Source organism: Pseudomonas nitroreducens NBRC 12694 (genome assembly GCF_002091755.1).
In the GTDB taxonomy this organism is placed as follows: domain Bacteria; phylum Pseudomonadota; class Gammaproteobacteria; order Pseudomonadales; family Pseudomonadaceae; genus Pseudomonas; species Pseudomonas nitroreducens.
This window is the reverse complement of record NZ_BDAI01000005.1, coordinates 293,674-310,999: the sequence shown is the minus strand read 5'-3', so window position 1 is coordinate 310,999 and position 17,326 is coordinate 293,674. Positions and strand designations below refer to the sequence as shown.

At 65.1% G+C, this 17,326-nt stretch carries 16 protein-coding genes; 11 read left to right on the top strand and 5 right to left on the bottom strand.

Annotation, left to right across the window (positions count from 1 at the left end):
• Positions 1–82: 82 nt before the first annotated feature.
• Entirely contained in the window at positions 83–2,332 is a 2,250-nt protein-coding gene (locus PNI01S_RS16315; protein WP_038803350.1) for a YgiQ family radical SAM protein, read from the top strand.
• Positions 2,333–2,368: 36 nt separating this feature from the next.
• Here the strand turns inward: PNI01S_RS16315 and PNI01S_RS16310 are convergent, their stop codons facing one another.
• Entirely contained in the window at positions 2,369–2,779 is a 411-nt protein-coding gene (locus PNI01S_RS16310; RefSeq protein ID WP_084358616.1) for a bacteriohemerythrin, read from the bottom strand.
• Between the two features lie 177 nt (positions 2,780–2,956).
• Here PNI01S_RS16310 and PNI01S_RS16305 point away from each other — a divergent pair, with 177 nt between their 5' ends.
• From PNI01S_RS16305 to PNI01S_RS16270, 8 genes are all read left to right on the top strand, one after another.
• Complete coding sequence (locus tag PNI01S_RS16305; RefSeq protein WP_024766011.1) at positions 2,957–4,204, top strand: parallel beta-helix domain-containing protein; 1,248 nt, start codon at positions 2,957–2,959, stop codon at positions 4,202–4,204.
• Positions 4,201–5,337 carry an SO2930 family diheme c-type cytochrome gene (locus tag PNI01S_RS16300; protein ID WP_024766010.1) on the top strand — a complete coding sequence of 379 codons (1,137 nt, stop codon included), beginning with the start codon at positions 4,201–4,203 and terminating at the stop codon, positions 5,335–5,337. The genes PNI01S_RS16305 and PNI01S_RS16300 overlap by 4 nt, the downstream gene beginning before the upstream one ends.
• 110 nt (positions 5,338–5,447) lie before the next feature.
• Entirely contained in the window at positions 5,448–6,299 is an 852-nt protein-coding gene (locus PNI01S_RS16295; protein WP_024766009.1) for a mechanosensitive ion channel family protein, read from the top strand.
• Positions 6,300–6,558: 259 nt separating this feature from the next.
• Positions 6,559–7,032 carry a type IV pilus modification protein PilV gene (gene pilV, locus PNI01S_RS16290; RefSeq protein WP_084358615.1) on the top strand — a complete coding sequence of 158 codons (474 nt, stop codon included), beginning with the start codon at positions 6,559–6,561 and terminating at the stop codon, positions 7,030–7,032.
• A 1-nt stretch (position 7,033) separates the two neighbouring features.
• A complete protein-coding gene (locus PNI01S_RS16285) occupies positions 7,034–7,987 on the top strand; it encodes a PilW family protein (RefSeq protein WP_159457348.1) in 954 nt (317 codons plus the stop codon).
• Between the two features lie 26 nt (positions 7,988–8,013).
• Entirely contained in the window at positions 8,014–8,454 is a 441-nt protein-coding gene (locus PNI01S_RS16280) for a pilus assembly PilX family protein (RefSeq protein WP_256576674.1), read from the top strand.
• Between the two features lie 20 nt (positions 8,455–8,474).
• Positions 8,475–11,846, top strand: coding sequence for a PilC/PilY family type IV pilus protein (locus PNI01S_RS16275; RefSeq protein ID WP_084358612.1), 3,372 nt, complete (start codon positions 8,475–8,477; stop codon positions 11,844–11,846).
• 1 nt (position 11,847) lies between these two features.
• The gene (locus PNI01S_RS16270; RefSeq protein WP_024766003.1) at positions 11,848–12,243 is read left to right on the top strand and encodes a type IV pilin protein; all 396 of its coding nucleotides are present in this window, start codon (positions 11,848–11,850) and stop codon (positions 12,241–12,243) included.
• Between the two features lie 7 nt (positions 12,244–12,250).
• On the opposite strand, the gene PNI01S_RS16265 is transcribed toward PNI01S_RS16270, so the two are convergent.
• Positions 12,251–12,838 (bottom strand): cytokinin riboside 5'-monophosphate phosphoribohydrolase, encoded by a 588-nt coding sequence (locus PNI01S_RS16265; RefSeq protein ID WP_084358611.1) that lies wholly within the window; start codon positions 12,836–12,838, stop codon positions 12,251–12,253.
• A 393-nt stretch (positions 12,839–13,231) separates the two neighbouring features.
• On the opposite strand from PNI01S_RS16265, the gene azu reads away from it, so the two are divergent.
• A complete protein-coding gene (azu, locus tag PNI01S_RS16260; RefSeq protein WP_024766001.1) occupies positions 13,232–13,678 on the top strand; it encodes an azurin in 447 nt (148 codons plus the stop codon).
• Between the two features lie 124 nt (positions 13,679–13,802).
• Positions 13,803–14,429 (top strand): PAQR family membrane homeostasis protein TrhA, encoded by a 627-nt coding sequence (trhA, locus tag PNI01S_RS16255; protein ID WP_024766000.1) that lies wholly within the window; start codon positions 13,803–13,805, stop codon positions 14,427–14,429.
• 45 nt (positions 14,430–14,474) lie between these two features.
• Here the strand turns inward: trhA and nadE are convergent, their stop codons facing one another.
• From nadE to PNI01S_RS16240, 3 genes are read right to left on the bottom strand one after another with little or no spacing between them, the layout of a single operon-like run.
• Positions 14,475–15,302: an NAD(+) synthase gene (nadE, locus tag PNI01S_RS16250; RefSeq protein ID WP_024765999.1), complete on the bottom strand. Its 828-nt coding sequence runs from the start codon at positions 15,300–15,302 to the stop codon at positions 14,475–14,477.
• A 31-nt stretch (positions 15,303–15,333) separates the two neighbouring features.
• Positions 15,334–16,533: a nicotinate phosphoribosyltransferase gene (gene pncB / locus PNI01S_RS16245; RefSeq protein WP_084358610.1), complete on the bottom strand. Its 1,200-nt coding sequence runs from the start codon at positions 16,531–16,533 to the stop codon at positions 15,334–15,336.
• A gap of 2 nt (positions 16,534–16,535) precedes the next feature.
• Positions 16,536–17,183 carry a nicotinamidase gene (locus tag PNI01S_RS16240; protein WP_084358609.1) on the bottom strand — a complete coding sequence of 216 codons (648 nt, stop codon included), beginning with the start codon at positions 17,181–17,183 and terminating at the stop codon, positions 16,536–16,538.
• Positions 17,184–17,326: the final 143 nt, after the last annotated feature.

Here is a 17,326-nt window from a genome sequence, read left to right as displayed (position 1 = left end):
GTCGGATTTGTACACTTTTTGTGCTATATTCCGCGCCCGCGTTTTTCCGCGATCCCTACTAGAGATACCCACGGTGCCCGTGATGCAAGCCGCCAAGCCGCTGTTCGACTATCCCAAGTTCTGGGCCGAGTGTTTCGGCCCGGCGCCGTTCCTGCCCATGAGCAAGGAAGAGATGGATCAGCTGGGCTGGGATTCCTGCGACATCATCATCGTCACCGGGGACGCCTACGTCGACCATCCGTCGTTCGGCATGGCCATTATCGGCCGCCTGCTGGAAGCCCAGGGCTTCCGTGTGGGCATCATCGCCCAGCCGGACTGGCGTTCGAAGGACGACTTCATGAAGCTCGGCCAGCCGAACCTGTTCTTCGGCGTGGCGGCGGGCAACATGGACTCGATGATCAACCGCTACACCGCGGACAAGAAGATCCGCAGCGATGACGCCTACACCCCGGGAGGCCTGGCCGGTCGTCGTCCGGATCGCGCCAGCCTGGTCTACAGCCAGCGCTGCAAGGAAGCCTTCAGCGATACCCCGGTCATCCTCGGCGGCATCGAGGCTTCGCTGCGCCGCATCGCCCACTACGACTACTGGCAGGACAAGGTGCGCCGCTCCATCCTGATGGACGCCACCGCCGATATCCTGCTGTACGGCAACGCCGAGCGCGCCGTGGTGGAGATCGCCCAGCGCCTGGCGGCCGGCGAGCGGGTCGAGCAGATCACCGACGTGCGCGGTACCGCCTTCGTGCGCCGCGACACTCCCGAAGGCTGGTTCGAGGTGGACTCCACCCGCATCGACCGCCCGGGCAAGGTCGATAAGATCATCAACCCCTACGTGAACACCCAGGACACCGCCGCCTGCGCCATCGAGCAGGAAAAGGGCGAGCAGGAAGACCCGAACGAAGCCAAGGTCGTGCAGCTGCTGGCACACCCGCGCCTGGAGCGCGAGCGTACGGTGATCCGCCTGCCGTCGTTCGAGAAGGTGCGCAGCGACGCGGTGCTCTATGCCCATGCCAACCGCGTGCTGCACCTGGAGACCAATCCGGGCAACGCCCGCGCCCTGGTGCAGAAGCATGGCGAAGTGGACGTGTGGTTCAACCCGCCACCCATCCCGATGAGCACCGAGGAAATGGACTATGTGTTCGGCATGCCCTATGCGCGCGTGCCGCACCCGCTGTATGGCAAGGAGAAGATCCCGGCCTACGAGATGATCCGTTTCTCGGTGAACATCATGCGCGGCTGCTTCGGCGGCTGCACCTTCTGCTCGATCACCGAGCACGAGGGGCGAATCATCCAGAACCGCTCCCATGAGTCGATCCTTGCCGAGATCGAGGAGATGAAGAAGGTGCCGGGCTTCACCGGTGTCGTTTCCGACCTGGGTGGCCCGACCGCCAACATGTACCGCATCGCCTGCAAGGATCCGGAGATCGAGCGTCACTGCCGCAAGCCGTCCTGCGTGTGGCCGGGCATCTGCGAGAACCTCAATACCGACCACTCTTCGCTCATCGAGCTGTACCGCAAGGCCCGCGCCCTGCCGGGCGTGAAAAAGATCCTGATCGCCTCCGGCCTGCGCTACGACCTGGCCGTGGAGTCGCCCGAGTACGTCAAGGAACTGGTGACGCACCACGTTGGCGGCTACCTGAAGATCGCCCCGGAGCACACCGAGGAAGGCCCGCTGTCGAAGATGATGAAGCCGGGCATCGGTACCTACGACGCCTTCAAGCGCATGTTCGAGAAGTTCTCCAAGGAGGCGGGCAAGGAGCAGTACCTGATCCCGTACTTCATCGCGGCGCATCCGGGTACCACCGACGAGGACATGATGAACCTCGCCCTGTGGCTCAAGCGCAATGGCTTCCGCGCGGACCAGGTGCAGGCGTTCTATCCCTCGCCCATGGCCAGCGCGACCGCCATGTACCACTCGGGCAAGAACCCGCTGCGCAAGGTGACCTACAAGAGCGACGGCGTGACCATCGTCAAGAGCGACCAGCAGCGCCGCCTGCACAAGGCCTTCCTGCGCTACCACGACCCGAAGGGCTGGCCGATGCTGCGCGAGGCGCTGGAGCGCATGGGCCGCGCCGACCTGATCGGCAACGGCAAGCATCACCTGATCCCGACCTACCAGCCGCAGACCGACGAGTACCAGAGCGCGCGCCGCAAGAACTCCACCCCGGCCGGCAGCAAGAAGACCGGCAAGCCGCTGCTGACCCAGCACACCGGCCTGCCGCCGCGCGCCAGCAACGGCTCCAAGCCGTGGAACAAGGCCGAGGAAGGCAAGGCCAGCGGCTACGCCAAGGGCAAGAAGCGCACCACCAAGCGCCAGCCCAATATTCCGCGCTGACCCCTGGTTTGCTGCAATCGAGAAAAGGCGTGCCCGCTAAGCGGTCACGCCTTTTCCTTTGAAGAACGCCACGTAAGCCTTGTCCACCTTCAGGATATGGTGGATCAGCCAGGACTTGAGCAGCTCCAGGGCCTCGACCGAGACGACCTCGCCATCCTCGTGGCGGTACAGCAGGTCGATGATCTGCCGATTGAAACGATCGTGCTCGGCCCGATGCGCGTCCTCCTCGGGATAGCCCAGGCGCTGGAACAGCACTTCCTCGACGATGAAGTGATTCATCGTGTACTCCACCAGTTGCTCCAGCAGCTCGCCGATGGGCTGACCCTCGCCCTCCGGGCCGTTCAGGCTGTCGTACAGCGCATTGGTGAGGTCGACCAGCCAGCGGTGCTGTTCATCGATCCGCTCGATTCCGATCACGAATTCGTCGTTCCAGGGCATGAAGCTCATCCGTGCACTCCTTGGGTTGGAAGCGCAGATCATCCCGATCCGCCACCGCTAAACCCTGACGTCAATCAATCAAAGTGCGATGTGTCTGAAGGGCTGGCGTGGCGCGGGGTGTAGGAGTATTCTCGGCCTTATTTGGCACCATAGTTCCATATCATAAAAACAAGACCGGAGCCCGCCATGCGCCTCGCCACTCTCTCCCTTCTCGCTCTCTCCGTTGCCCTGGCCGCCTGCGGCGAAGGTGACAAGCCCACCGCTGCCGTCAGCGCCGACTTTCAGAAAGACCTGCAGGCGCGCCTGATCAAGGCCAAGGCCGGCGATGTCATCGACATTCCCGCCGGCACCTACCACCTGGACCGCAGCCTGAGCCTGAAGGTGGACGGTGTGACCATCCGCGGCGCCGGGATGGACAAGACCATCCTCAGCTTCAAGAACCAGAAGGCCGGTGCCGAAGGCCTGTTCGTCGACGCCTCCGACTTCACCATCGAGAGCCTGGCCATCGAGGACGCCAAGGGCGACGGCCTGAAGGTCATCGGTGGCAAGAACATCGTCATCCGCAACATCCGCACCGAATGGACCAACGGCCCGGCTACCGAGAACGGCGGCTACGGCATTTACCCGGTACAGACCGAAAACACGCTGCTCGAAGGCAACGTCGCGATCGGCGCCTCCGACTCGGGTATCTATGTCGGCCAGTCGCGCAACGTGGTCGTGCGCAACAACCGCGCCGAGCGCAACGTCGCCGGTATCGAGATCGAGAACACCATCGGCGCCGACGTCTACAACAACGTCGCCACCGACAATACCGGTGGCATCCTCGTCTTCAACATGCCCAACCTGCCGCAGCCGGGACGCGGCACCCGCGTCTTCGACAACGATGTGCAGGGCAACAACCACGAGAACTTCGGCCACAAGGGCACGCCAGTGGCCAGCGTGCCGGCGGGCTCGGGCGTGGTGGTGAACTCCAACGATGACGTGGAGATATTCGACAACAAGATCGGCAACCACAAGACCGCCAACGTCATCGTCAGCAGCTACTTCAGTACCGGTTATTCGGGCAAGGCTACCCAGCCCAACTTCGACCCGTACCCCGAAGGCATCTTCATCCACGGCAACACCTTCGGCCCGGGCGGCGACAGCCCCGACCACCTGGAACTCAAGGCCCTGAAGATCGCCAAGTTCGGTCTCAACGGGCGCCTGCCGGATATCCTCTGGGACGGCTACTTCAACGACAAGAAACTGGTCGACGGCAAGCTTCCGGAAGCCCTGGCCATCTGCATCGACAACGGCAACGCCGGTATCGTCAACGTCGACGGTCCCAACGGCTACAAGAACATCAGCACCGACATGAGCAGCCACCAGTGCAAGCTCAAGCCGCTGCCGAAGATCGAACAGGCCGGCCTCGGCGAGAAGGGCAACAAGGCATGACGAAACCCGCTCCGTTCCTGTTGTCGCTCGCCCTGGCCGCTGCCCTTGCTGGTGCACTGGCCGGGTGCGGGCAGGAGAGCAAGCCGCGTTATCAGCCCGAAGGTGATGATTACCCGGAAAAGCTCAGCGGCTGGGGCATGCTGCACCTGGCGGACGGCCACCTGACGCCGGCCGCCGAGGTGCTGCCGTATGACCTCAACACCCCGCTGTTCACCGACTACGCGCACAAGCTGCGCACCGTATGGATGCCCGAAGGCCTGTCGGCGCAGTACGCCGAGGATCGCTTCGACTACCCCGTCGGCACCGTGCTGACCAAGACCTTCTATTACCCCAGGGACGCCCAGGGCAACCTGCTGCAGAACAGCCAGGACGACCGCGACCCCAAGGCCGGACTGGACATGGGCAAGGTCCACCTGGTGGAAACCCGTGTGCTGGTGCGGCAGAAGGACGGCTGGGCGGCGCTGCCCTACGTGTGGAATGCCGACCAGAGCGAGGCGACGCTGGAACTCGCCGGCGACAGCCCGGCGCTGGAGTTGACCGCCGAGGATGGCAAGAAGACTGCCTTCACCTACATGGTGCCGGACGCCAATCAGTGCTCCGAATGCCACGCCGAGCAGAAGGGCGGCGGCATCGCTCCGCTGGGGCCCAAGGCGCGGCACCTGAACAAGGACTTCGCCTACGCCGAGGGCAGCGACAACCAGCTGCAGCACTGGCAGGCGCGCGGCTTCCTCAAGGGCCTGCCAGCGTTGGCGCAGGTTCCGCAGAACGCCTTGTGGGGCCATCCGCGTCCCGGTGAGGGGCTGGAGAAACAGGCGCGCAGCTACCTCGACGCCAACTGCTCGCACTGCCACAACCCCAAGGGCGCGGCACGCACTTCGGGCCTGCACCTCGACCCGCACACGCCGGTTTCCATCGCCTATGGCCTCTGCAAACCACCGGTGGCGGCGGGCGGCGGCACGGGCGGGAGGCTGGAGGACATCCACCCCGGCAGCCCGGAAAAATCGGTGCTCAGCTACCGGGTCGGCAGCGACAAGCCGGGCGACATGATGCCCGAGCTGGGCCGCACCCTGGTGCACCGCGAGGGGCTGGAACTGCTCAATCGCTGGATCGCCTCGCTACCCGGCGACTGTTAGCTCCATGGCGCCCGGAGCCCGCCGTGGCTCTGGGCTGCGCACTGCGACGAGCAAACCGCTGGGGCCGTGCTAGCGTTCATCTGGTCCCTTTCTCTCGCAGGTGCGCTTCCATGGACGATACGAACATCATCAACGTGGGTACGGAGAAGATCAACGCACTGTGGGCGACGGTTTCGCAGTACGCGCTCGCGTTCGGTGTGAAGATTCTCGTCGCCATTCTCTTCTGGGTGCTCGGTCGCTGGCTGATCAGCTTCGCCGTCAACCTGGTGGAAAAGGCGTTGGCCAAGCAGAGCGTCGATCCGACGGTGCTGCGCTACGTCGGCTCCTTCATCACCGTTACCCTGAACATCCTTCTGGTCGTCGGCATCCTCGGCTACTTCGGCGTGCAGACCACCAGCCTCGCGGCGCTGATCGCAGCCATCGGCCTGGCCATCGGCATGGCCTGGTCGGGCCTGCTGGCCAACCTCGCCGCCGGCGGCTTCATCATCGTACTGCGCCCGTTCAAGGTCGGTGACTTCGTCACCGCCGGCGGTGTCACCGGCACAGTGAAGGAGATCGGCCTGTTCGCCACCGCCATCAACACCCCGGACAACGTCCTGACCCTGGTGGGCAACAACAAGATATTCAGCGACACCATCCAGAACTACACCCACAACCCCTACCGCCGTGTGGAGCTCAAGGCCCAGCTCTCCGGCGCCGCCGATTATGCGGCCGCCGTGGCGGTGCTCAAGCAGCGCGTCGCGGCGATTCCCAACGTGCTGAGCGACCCGCCGGTAGACGTGGAAATCCTCGAGTTCAACCTCGTCGGCCCCGTGCTTGCCGTGCGCCCCTACTGCCATAACGATGTCTACTGGCAGGTCTACTTCGACACCAACCGCACCATCAAGGAAGCCCTGGGCACCGACTTCCCGGCGCCGATGCCGGCGCAGACGGTGATCGTGCAGCAGTCGGCCAACGGCTGATCGCTACGGGATCGGAAAAGGCCACCGCACGGTGGCCTTTTCTTTGGGCCCGCCGTGATGAGCGGTCGTGCCTACGGGATCGGTGGTTTCCGCCGTCGAAAGCCTTCCCGCGCCTGCGCCTGATCGCCTATTCGCGCGGAAATTTCCCGGCGATTTCGGCGTGCAGTCTGGCTGACCCGGCCCTGAAACACCTCGCACTCTAGAGATCGGAGCGCCGTCCCACGACGCCGCACAATCCGCTCAGCAGCGAGGTGAAACCATGCAAAGTCGCTTGCCGGCCAGGGGCTTCACCCTGGTCGAACTGCTCGTTTCGGTGGTGATCCTGTCCATCGGCCTGCTGGGGCTGGCGGGCCTGCAGAGCGTCGGAGTCGCCGCCAGCCACAGTGCGTTGCAGCGCTCACAGGCTTCCTGGCTGGCCAGCGAGATGAGCGACCTCCTGCGGGCGAACCTGCCGGCGGCCCGCGCGGGCGCCTACGACCTTGCCTTTGCCGAGCCGACCGGAGATTGCCCGGCGGTTTCCGGCAGCAGTCGTGCGCAACTCGATCTCAGCCAATGGCGCAATACGGTCTGCACCGCGCTGGGCGGATCAGGCGGCGGCTCGGTGCGGTTGTTCCGCGGCGGCGAGCTGTACCGCGTGGAGATCGCTATCCGTTGGGACGACAGTCGTGCGCGAGGTCGGTGGCCCAGCGATGGCGAACGCTGGGAAACCTTTACCTATCGCACCTCACTCTGACATGGACGCCACTGCCCAGCGCGGCCTGTCGTTGGTGGAATTGCTGATCGCCATGGCACTCAGCCTGCTGCTCATGGCGGGTGTGATCGAAGTGCTGCTGAGCAGCAAGCAGACCTACCACGTCAGCCTTGCCCTGGCCGAGCTCCAGGAAAGCGGGCGTTTCGCCTTCGACATTCTCGCACAGGACCTGCGTACTGCCGGGTTCGTCAGTGCTTGCCCGTCCGGCGTGGTGAATGCCAGCGGGGCTGGCACCACGCAGTTCGCCCTGGAAAGGGCGGGCATCGAAGGTTACGGCAGCGGCATGGCGGCGCCGGCCTGGTTGCCCTCCGGGAAACTGGCGAACACGGATGCGTTGTTGCTGCGTTATGTCGGCGAGCCCGCGCTTGCGGCGCGCTCGGTCGTCGGCAACCAGGTCACCCTGGCCTCCGCTGGTGCCTCGGCCGGGGCGTATTACCTGCTCTCCGATCTGCAGTCCTGCCTGCTGATTCGAAACGCCGGCAGTGCGAGCACCCTGGTCGCTAACCGCGCGTTGGGCCACTTCCTGGTCTCGGCCACTCGCGTCTATCCCTATCGCTACGCCATCTACTGGATCGGCAAGGGGGAAGGGGGTTCGCCGGGCCTCTTCGTCACCTACAACAGCGAGAGCAGCGACAAGCAACAGACCGACGAACTGGTCTCCGGCGTGGCGGGGCTAAGCCTGCGCTATGGCGTTACCGGCGAGGGCGGCGACGCCGTCGCAATCTACAAGGCCGCGAGGGAGATGGCCGCTACCGACTGGCGCAGGGTACGCACGGTGCGCGTCAGCCTGTTGTTGCAGAGCCTGACCCGCAACGTCGACGAGGCGTCGACTGCGCTGGTGTTCGACGGACGAACGCTGACCGCCAATACGGAGCGTCGCCTGCGTTTGGTGATGAGCAGCACCACTGTGCTGCGCAATGCCGTGCGGGCCGAATGAGGCGTTGGCGCGCCGAGCGCGGCGCAGTGTTGCTGGTCACCCTGGTGATGCTGTTGCTGCTGACGCTCATCGGGTTGGCCGGTATGCGCCTGGCGAGCCTGGAGGAGCGCATGGCGGGGAATCTGCGTGATCGTCAAATGGCATTTCAGGAAGCCGAATCTGCGTTGCGTGCGGGCGAACTGGCGGCACGCGACCTCTACAGGCGCGTTCATCTCGACGCCGTTGCTTATGACGTTGCCGCGGAAATTTCGTCAGGTGACGCAGGCGCTCCGGATCTGGCGCGCCAATCGCGTTACCAATTGAAGTTCCTGCGGCTGCTGAATAACGAAGGATTGGAAGTGGGCATGGGCAGGGCTGCGTATGGCGTGGCAGTGGAGGTGAGCGCAGCGGGCTACGGTGTGCGCCGCCAGCCCTCGGGCGAGCCGGTCTCCAGTGCGCGGTTGCGCAGCATCTACTTCATTCGCTGACGGACGACAGGGAGGTGGTGGTGGCACGAGGGAAATACGCGTCGCTGGCGCTCATGGCAGGGTTGCACGGGCTGGCAAGCGCCACGCCGATCAGCCAGGTGCCGTTACAGGTTGGTGGCGGCGCTCCGGGCAATCTCGTGTTGCTGCCATCGACGGCTCACTCGTCCGTTGCGGCGGCTGCCCACTCGGGGGATACCTACGTTCCCGAGCGGACGTACGTCGGCTATTTCGATCCTGCGAAGTGTTATGGCCAGGAGCCTGCACAGCAGTACTTCCAGCCCCTGCTGGCGGCGCAGGAACATCTCTGCTCTGGCGCCTGGAGCGGCAACTTCCTCAACTGGGCAACGGCGCAGCGGCTCGATGTCGTGCGCTCCGCGCTGACCGGCGGGGACCGTTACATCGATACCGCCGGCACAACAGTGCTGCAGAAGGCGCGTAATACGGAAGCTGACGGCAGCTTCCCGGACCGCCATTTATCCACGGCGCTCGCGGGCGGAGCCACGCCGTTTTCCGGGCTGTCCTTGTCGTTCCGCATTGCCGGGCAGGACCGCAGCCTCCTGTTCAGCCGCAGCCCGGCGTTTGCCGGTGAGCCGCAGGATTACCTCGCCGGGACGGTTGTGCAGGCCACGGAAACCTATCGCCTACCCGTCCGGGTACAGGTCTGTGTGGCTGGGCTGCTCGAGCGCAACTGCCACCGCTATGGCGGCCAGTCCAAGCCCGAAGGTCTATTGCAGCAGTACGCCAGCAGGCTGCAGGTCAGCGTGCTTGGCCGGGCTGATAGCGACGGAACGAGCAATGTCGTGCTGCGCGCCCGACACAAGTTCATCGGCCCGCAACTGGGCGACGGCGCGGATAATCCGCAAGCGGAATGGTCGGCACGCAGCGGCATATTTCTCGCCAACCCGGACCGGGATGCGTCCGGCCGCAGCGGCGTAATCGACTACCTCAACCGCTTCGACGAGGCGCAGTTGCGCCGCGGGGATGACCTGGGCGAGTCGTTGCATGCGGCGACCCGCTACCTGAGAAACCAGGGCAGCCTTGCGGCGCCGGCCGATGCTGGCGCCGTCCGTGTTTTCCCTGCCGTCGCGCCCTGGGGCGACCCGATCAGCCATGTCTGCCAGCGCAACAGCGTTCTCGGGCTGGGTGGTGCGGGGGAGGCGCGAATTGGCGAGAGCCTGCCTCGCCTCGCGGGGAAGGACCTGGCCGTGGATATGGCCCAGGCCGGTCGCCGCGTGGCCGCCATGGAGGGGGTAGGTGCCGACGACGCGACCCTGGACTTCGCCGGCCTCGCCTACGACGCGCACACCCGCGATCTCCGCCCGGACCTTCCAGGGCGACAGACGCTTTCCACCTACTGGCTGCCCCACGAGTCGGCAGGCCAGGGCAGCGCCCTCTGGCTGGCGACGAAATATGGCGGCTTCTTCGTGCCCAAGGGCTACAGCGATGCGCGGGATGCGCCGCTGCCGGCGGCCTGGTGGCACGATGCAGCGATCTCCCTTGCCGTGCGCCCGGACAACCTGCTGGACGCCACGGAGCCGGCGCGCTGGCGTGATGAGCTGCAGCGGGCGTTCGCACGCACTGCCGAGAGCGGCGCGGGAGCGTTCAGCCAGTTCATTGCGGGCGGGCGTTTCGACGAGGTATTCAGCACGACATTGAACCCAGCGAGGTGGAGCGGTGACCTGCTGCTTTGGCAGGGGAGTTCCGCGAAGCCTGTCTGGTCGGCGGCGCAACGATTGGATGAGCTGGACGAGGCGCGATTGGGCGGGAGAAATATCTTCACTGTACGCACGCCGGACGGCTCCGGTATTGCGCGGCAGGGACTCGCCTTCGCCTGGTCTGCGCTGGACGATCGACAGCGTGAGGCGCTGGCCGCCGAAGGCAACGACGGTGAGCGCCTGGTCGACTACCTGCGTGGTTCCAGGCTGGAGGAGCGCGACTCGGCGGCAAGCCCCCGACCATACCGGCAGCGCGGCAGCCGGCTGGGCGACATCGTCCATTCGCGCCCGGCTTACTCCTGGCATGACCCTCAGCCGTATGCCGCGCTGCCCCAGCCGCTCGCCAACGGGCAGACCCTGGGCAGCGCCTATCGCGACTTCCTCGACAATGCGACCTACCGGCAGCGTGCGCCCCTGGTGGTGGTCGGCGCCAATGACGGCATGCTGCATGGTTTCGATGCACGCGATGGGCGTGAGCTGTTTGCCTATGTGCCGGCGGCGGTCTTCGCCCATCTGCGCGAACTGGCCGCTCCGGGCTACGTGCACCGCTACTTCGTCGATGGCTCGCCGAGCATTGGGAATGCCTGGATCGAAGGGCGCTGGCGCACCTTGCTGGTAGGCACTCCAGGAGCGGGAGGCAACAGCGTCTTCGCCCTGGATATCAGCGATCCGCAGCGTATGCAGCCAGGCAGCGTGCTGTGGGAATTCAGCCACCCGGAGCTCGGCTACAGCCTGGGCCGCCCGGCCTTGCTGGCGTTGGCGTCGGGAAGGTTCGTGGTGGCGCTGTCCTCCGGCGCCCGTGACCCGCAGGGCAAGGATGGCGAACTGTGGCTGCTCGATGCAGCGGACGGTCGTCCGCTCAAGCGCGTCAGGCTGCCCGGCGCCGGAGACCTGGGGCCGGTGACGGCGATCAGCAGCACGGGCGATGTCACGGCTGACCGTCTGTACCTCGGGGATAGTCGCGGCAACCTCTGGCGAGTGGATCTCGCAGGCGATGACGGCCAGGATTCGGCCATTCCCGCGTCCCTGGCCGGAGGGGCCCTGTTCAAGGCCGTTGACGCAAAGGGAGTGGCACAGGTGATTTCTGCGCCCGTGGTCGCGGCGCGAGATGGCAGTGGTGCGGTGCGAGTGATGTTCGGCACCGGGCGGTATTACCGCGTGGGCGACAACCTGCCCGCCGAGCCTGAGAAGGTCGAAAGCCTGTATGGCGTTCTCGACGACGGTACCGCGACGGTCGGGCGTATCCGGCTATCGGCGCAAAGCCTCGACGTGGGGTCGCTGGCGCGGTCCGCCGATTCGCCAGGCGACGGCAGCCGGGGCTGGTATCTGGACCTGCCCGCCGACGGCACCCGTGTCATCGAACGCGCGCAGCTGCGTGCGGATCGCTTCGTGCTGTTCAATCTCATGACACCTGGGGACGACCCGTGTGACGATCCGCTGCGCTACGGCTCCGTCGCGCTGGATATTGCCAGTGGCGGCGACCCGGGTACGGCACTCCCTGTGGTGTCCGCGGCAGGCAATGTGGTGTTCGGGCGGCCCGGCGGCCTGCTGGTGCGGCCGGGGGAGGGGGAAAGCGGTGTGCGGCTCACGACGCTGGATGAAGACGGACGCCCCCGCTCGCGTGATCTCGACTGGCCGGGCGACAGCGGGCGCAAGGCCTGGCAGGAGCTGCGCTGAGATGAAGTCTGCCGTGCGTCGCAATGGTTTCACGCTGCCGGAAATGCTCACGACAGTAGCGCTGATCGGCATCCTGCTGGCCATCGCGGTACCGACCTACCAGGATTATATTCGCCGGGCTCACCGGGTGGATGCACAAAAATCCCTGGTGGAATTGGCGCAGTACCTGGAGCGCTATCACACCAGCCATGGCAGCTACGTGGGTGCGGCCCTGCCGTATCAGCATTCACCACGAAACGGGCCGGCGCGCTATCGCCTGGGCTTCGCCGACGAGCCGGAGTCCGCGAGCTTCACGCTGATGGCCGAACCTCAGGGCAGCATGGCGGGCGATGATTGCGGAACACTCACGCTGGCCAGCAGCGGGCTCCGTGGCGCGGCCTCGGAGCGCTGCTGGTAGCGGTGCGTCAAGTCGGCGTGCGATCCACCCACTTGGGCGCCGCCAGGGGCTTCCACGCGGCCAGGGCATCGACCAGTTCAGCGGGCGAGGCGGCGCGCTGCAGCATGTCGCGATGGGGCTGGCGCACGAAGCGCTCCTGCACCAGGTGGTCGAGGAACGCCAGCAGCGGGTCGAAGAAGCCGTTCACCTCCAGCAGGCCCAGGGGCTTTGCATGGTAGCCGAGCTGGCCCCAGGTCCAGACTTCGAACAGCTCTTCCAGGGTACCCAGGCCACCGGGCAGGGCGATGAAAGCGTCGCTCAGCTCCGCCATGCGGGCCTTGCGCGCGTGCATGCCGTCGACCACTTCCAGGCGCGTCAGGCCGCTGTGGCCGACTTCGGCGTCCTTCAGGCTCTGCGGGATGATGCCGATGACTTCGCCGCCGGCGGCCAGCGCGGCATTGGCGACCATGCCCATCAGGCCCACGGCCCCCCCGCCATAGACCAGCTGGATGCCGTTCTCGGCGAGGTGACGGCCGAGGGCTTCGGCGGCTTCCTGGTAGATAGGGGTGGCGCCGGGGCTGGCGCCGCAGAATACGCAGATGGAACGCAAGGGCATGGAACTTCCTCGATTGGCTGCCTCGTTTTGCAGGCCGTCAGGGTAGCGGCAGCCTCGAGTGCGACCAAGTCCGAATTTTCCTAGTCCATTTCAGCTCGTCGGCCGCCCCCGCCGCAGGTGCCGAGTGCGTAGCAGGCGAGCAGGTTTCGCAGCAACTGGCTTTGTAACATCGGAAGACGGTGCATGGCGCTAACTCCTGTTGGGCCGGGGGATGGCGTCTATGCTAGGCGGGGTGCGCTGTTCTGCCTCGTTGATCCTGCCGATCGACCTAATAGACAGTTTGAAGCTTGGCTCGTGGCCGATGGCCATTGATGCAGATCAGGGGAACCCGGATCGCCTTCGGGCAGTCTTCCCCTTCAGGATTCTCCGCCCAACCTGCCTAGGAGGCATGTCATGTTCCGTAAACTCGCCGCTGTATCCCTGCTTGGCCTGTTCAGTGCCCCGCTGCTGGCCGCCGAATGCTCCGTGGACATCCAGGGCAACGACCAGATGCAGTTCAGCACCAACGCCATCAGCGTCGACAAGAGCTGCAAGACCTTCACCGTGAACCTCTCCCACCCGGGCAGCCTGCCGAAGAATGTCATGGGCCATAACTGGGTACTGACCACCGCCGGCGACATGCAGGGCGTGGTGACCGACGGTATGGCCGCTGGTCTGGACAAGAACTACGTGAAAGACGGCGACACTCGCGTCATCGCCCACACCAAGATCATCGGCTCCGGCGAGAAGGATTCGGTGAGCTTCGACGTTTCCAAGCTCAAGGAAGGCGAGCAGTACACCTTCTTCTGCTCCTTCCCGGGCCACTCGGCCATGATGAAGGGCACCCTCACCCTGAAGTGATCCGGCTTTGCTAAAAAGCCTGTGATTCGAAAAGCCCGACTATTGGTCGGGCTTTTTATTTCACGCTTTTTAGTTCAAAAAACGAAGTCAGGGTGTCGGTTGCTGGAATTTGAATGGGGGACCCATGTACCACGGTGAACGCTTCAACGCCTGGACCCACCTGATCGGTGCCTTGCTGGCGCTGGTGGGCGGCATCTGGCTGCTGGTCGCCACCAGCCTGCTGGGCGAGCCGCTGCGCATCGTCAGCGTGGCGATCTATGGAACGACGCTGCTGTTGCTCTACAGCATCTCCACGCTGTACCACAGCGTGCGCGGGCGGGCGAAGGTGATCCTGCGCAAGCTCGACCACCTGTCGATCTATCTGCTCATCGCGGGGAGCTATACGCCCTTCTGCCTGGTGACGCTGAAGGGGCCCTGGGGCTGGACGCTGTTCGGCATCGTCTGGTCGATGGCGGTGATCGGCATGCTGCAGGAGATCAAGCCGCGCTCCGAGGCGCGGGTGCTGTCGATCATCATCTACGCGGTGATGGGCTGGATCGTGCTGATCGCGGTCGGGCCGCTGTACCGCGCCCTGGGCGGCGCGGGTTTCGCCTGGCTGGTGGGCGGCGGGGCCTTCTACACCATCGGCATCATCTTCTTTGCCTATGACAGCCGCTTCCGCCACTGGCACGGCATCTGGCACCTGTTCGTGATCGCCGGCAGCCTGCTGCACTTCATCGCCATCTGGCGCTACGTCATTCCCCAGCATTGAGTCGGGCGGCGCAGGACCTCTCCCGCGCCGCTGGTTGTCGACGGCTTACGGGGCGGTCGGCAGGGCGCGCTTGTGATGGGTCTTCTCGAAGGTGCGGACGATGATGTCGAAGGCTTCCTGGCTGACCTCCTGGCCGTGCAGGAAAGCGTCGATTTCCTTGTAGGTCACACCGTGGGAATGCTCGTCCGGCTTGCCGGGGGCGAGGTCTTCGAGGTCCGCAGTCGGCACCTTCTCCACCAGATGCTCCGGCGCGCCCAGGCTGCGGGCGATGCTGCGCACCTGGTTCTTCACCAGGCCGGTGAGCGGGGCGAGGTCGCAGGCGCCGTCGCCGAACTTGGTGAAGAAGCCCATCACTGCCTCGGCGGCGTGGTCGGTGCCGACCACCAGGCCGGCGCGGGCATTGGCGATGGTGTACTGGGCGACCATGCGAATCCGCGCCTTGGTGTTGCCCAGGGCGAAATCGCGGGTGGCCGGCGCCAGGCCTTCCAGCGCCTGGGTTTCCGCCGCCAGCGCCTGGACCGACGGGCCGATGTTCACGGTGTGGCGCTCGTCCGGGGCGATGCAGTCCACCGAGTCCTGGGCGTCCTGTTCGTCACCCTGGACGTTGTAGGGCAGGCGCACGGCGAGGAAGCGGTAGTCCTGGTTGCCGGTCTCGGTGCGCAGGCCTTCCACGGCGCGCTGGCAGAGCATGCCGGCGGTGAGCGAGTCGACGCCGCCACTGATGCCCAGCACCAGGGTCTTCATCCCCGAACCCTTCAGGCAGTCCTGGATGAAACGAATGCGGCGCTGGATCTCGGCCTGCAGCTCGGCGTCGGACTGGAAGGGCGGCTGCACGTTGAGTTCTCTGGCGATGGCGGCCTGTCTGTCTTTCATCTGATGGGCTCCTGGTCGGATGCGAAAAGGGTTACACCGGCACCTTGAACACATGGCGCAGGTAGGCGACGAAATTCTCGTCGCGGCATTGGGTCTTGCCGGGTGTGTCGGAAATCTTCGCCACGGGGTGGCCGTTGCAGGCCGTCATCTTGAGCACGATGTTCATCGGTTCCACCCCGGGGATGTCGCAGGTCAGGTTGGTACCGATACCGAAGCTGGTGTTGATCTTGCCACGCAATGCACGGAAGAGCTGCAACGCCTTGGGCAGGTCGAGACCGTCGGAGAACACCAGGGTCTTGGTCATCGGGTCGATCCCTAGCCGGCGGTAATGGGCGATGGCCTTCTCGGCCCAGACCAGCGGGTCGCCGGAGTCATGGCGCAGGCCGTCGAAGAGCTTGGCGAAGTACAGGTCGAAGTCGCTGAGGAAGGCGTCCATGGTAATGCAGTCGGTGAGCGCGATGCCCAATTGACCGCGGTACTCGCGCACCCAGCAGTCCAGCGCGGCGATCTGGCTGTCGATCAGCCGTGGGCCGAGCTGTTGGTGTGCCATCAGCCATTCGTGGGCCATGGTGCCGATCGGTTTCACGTCGAACTCGCGGGCCAGGTGGACGTTGCTGGTGCCGACGAAGCGGCCAGGGAAGTCGCGCTTCAAGATGTGTACGACTTCTTCCTGGGTGCGGTAGGAAAAGCGCCGGCGGGTACCGAAGTCCGCCACCTGGAACTCCTTCAGCTCCTCTTTGCTGGCATTGCCGGCAAGCCAGTCGAGCTTGCGGTAGAGCTGCTCGCCGACCTGCTCCAGCACTACCTCGCGGTAGCGATAGCGGTTGCGCACTTCGCTGACGATGGCCAGCAGCGGCACTTCGAAGAGGATCACATGCAGCCACGGCCCGCGCAGGCGGATGGCCAGTTGGTCGTCCTCGATGCTGGTGTGCACGTAGCGCAGGTTGAAGCGGAACAGGCTGAGGAAGCGGATGAAGTCCGGCTTGATGAACGGGATGCGTTCGAGAAAGGCCAACTGGTCCGGCGTAGCCTCCAGCTCGGCCAGGCGCTCGATCTGGTAGCGGATTTCCGCCAGGTACGGGCGCAGGTCCTCGGCGTTGCGGCAACGGAATTCCCACTCCACTTCGGCGTTGGGGTAGTTGTGCAGCACCGCCTGCATCATCGTCAGCTTGTAGAAGTCGGTGTCCAGCAGGTTCTGCACGATGCTCTCGGCAAACACGCTTTCGGCCATGATCAATTCTCCCTGATGCCCATGAGGGCCTCGTCCAGCTCGTTCTCGTCCGCGCAGAGGGTGACCCCGGCGGCGCGCATCTCGGCGCAGGCGGCCCTGGCGGTTTCCTCCGCGATGGCGCGGCAGGCCGGCAGGTACAGCAGCACCTGGAAGCCGGCGCGGCGCAGTTGCAGTGCGGTGGTCTTGACGCAGTAGTCCAGCGCCAGGCCGCCCACCAGTACGTGGCTGACCGCGTTCTGCCGCAGGTACTCGATGGCTCCGGTACTGCGCCGTTCCGCCAGGTCGTGGTAGCACGCACCGTAGGGGTGCAGATCCGGCTCGACGCCTTTCCAGATGAAGAAGTCGTAGTCCATCGGTTGGGGCAGTTCGTCCAGCAGTTCGAAGCCCGGCGTGCCCGGCACACAGTGGCTGACCCAGGTGAGGTCGGCGTTGGGCAGGGAGAGCGGCTGCAGCATCTGTGCCGGCTCGCTCACTACCCAGGGCGCTTGCGCAGTGTGCGCGTCCTTGCTGCCCAGGCGCAGGCTGGCGCGCTGGGCCAGAAGGTTCAGGGCGCCGCCGATGGCATCGCCGCCGGGCACCGGCAGTTCGTTGGGGCAGAGCGGGGTGAAGCCCTTCTGGGCATCTACATCGAAGCTGGCGATCAGGTTCATGGAAGCCTCCGCTTGACCGTTGGTGGCCTGTCGTGACTACATAATTCACGACGTGAAATAAGTCGTCAAGTAAAAATAACGGAAATGATCGGCAGTGGAAGATGCTTTCTATGCGTGATGAAATAAGTCGCAGGATTTTCCCC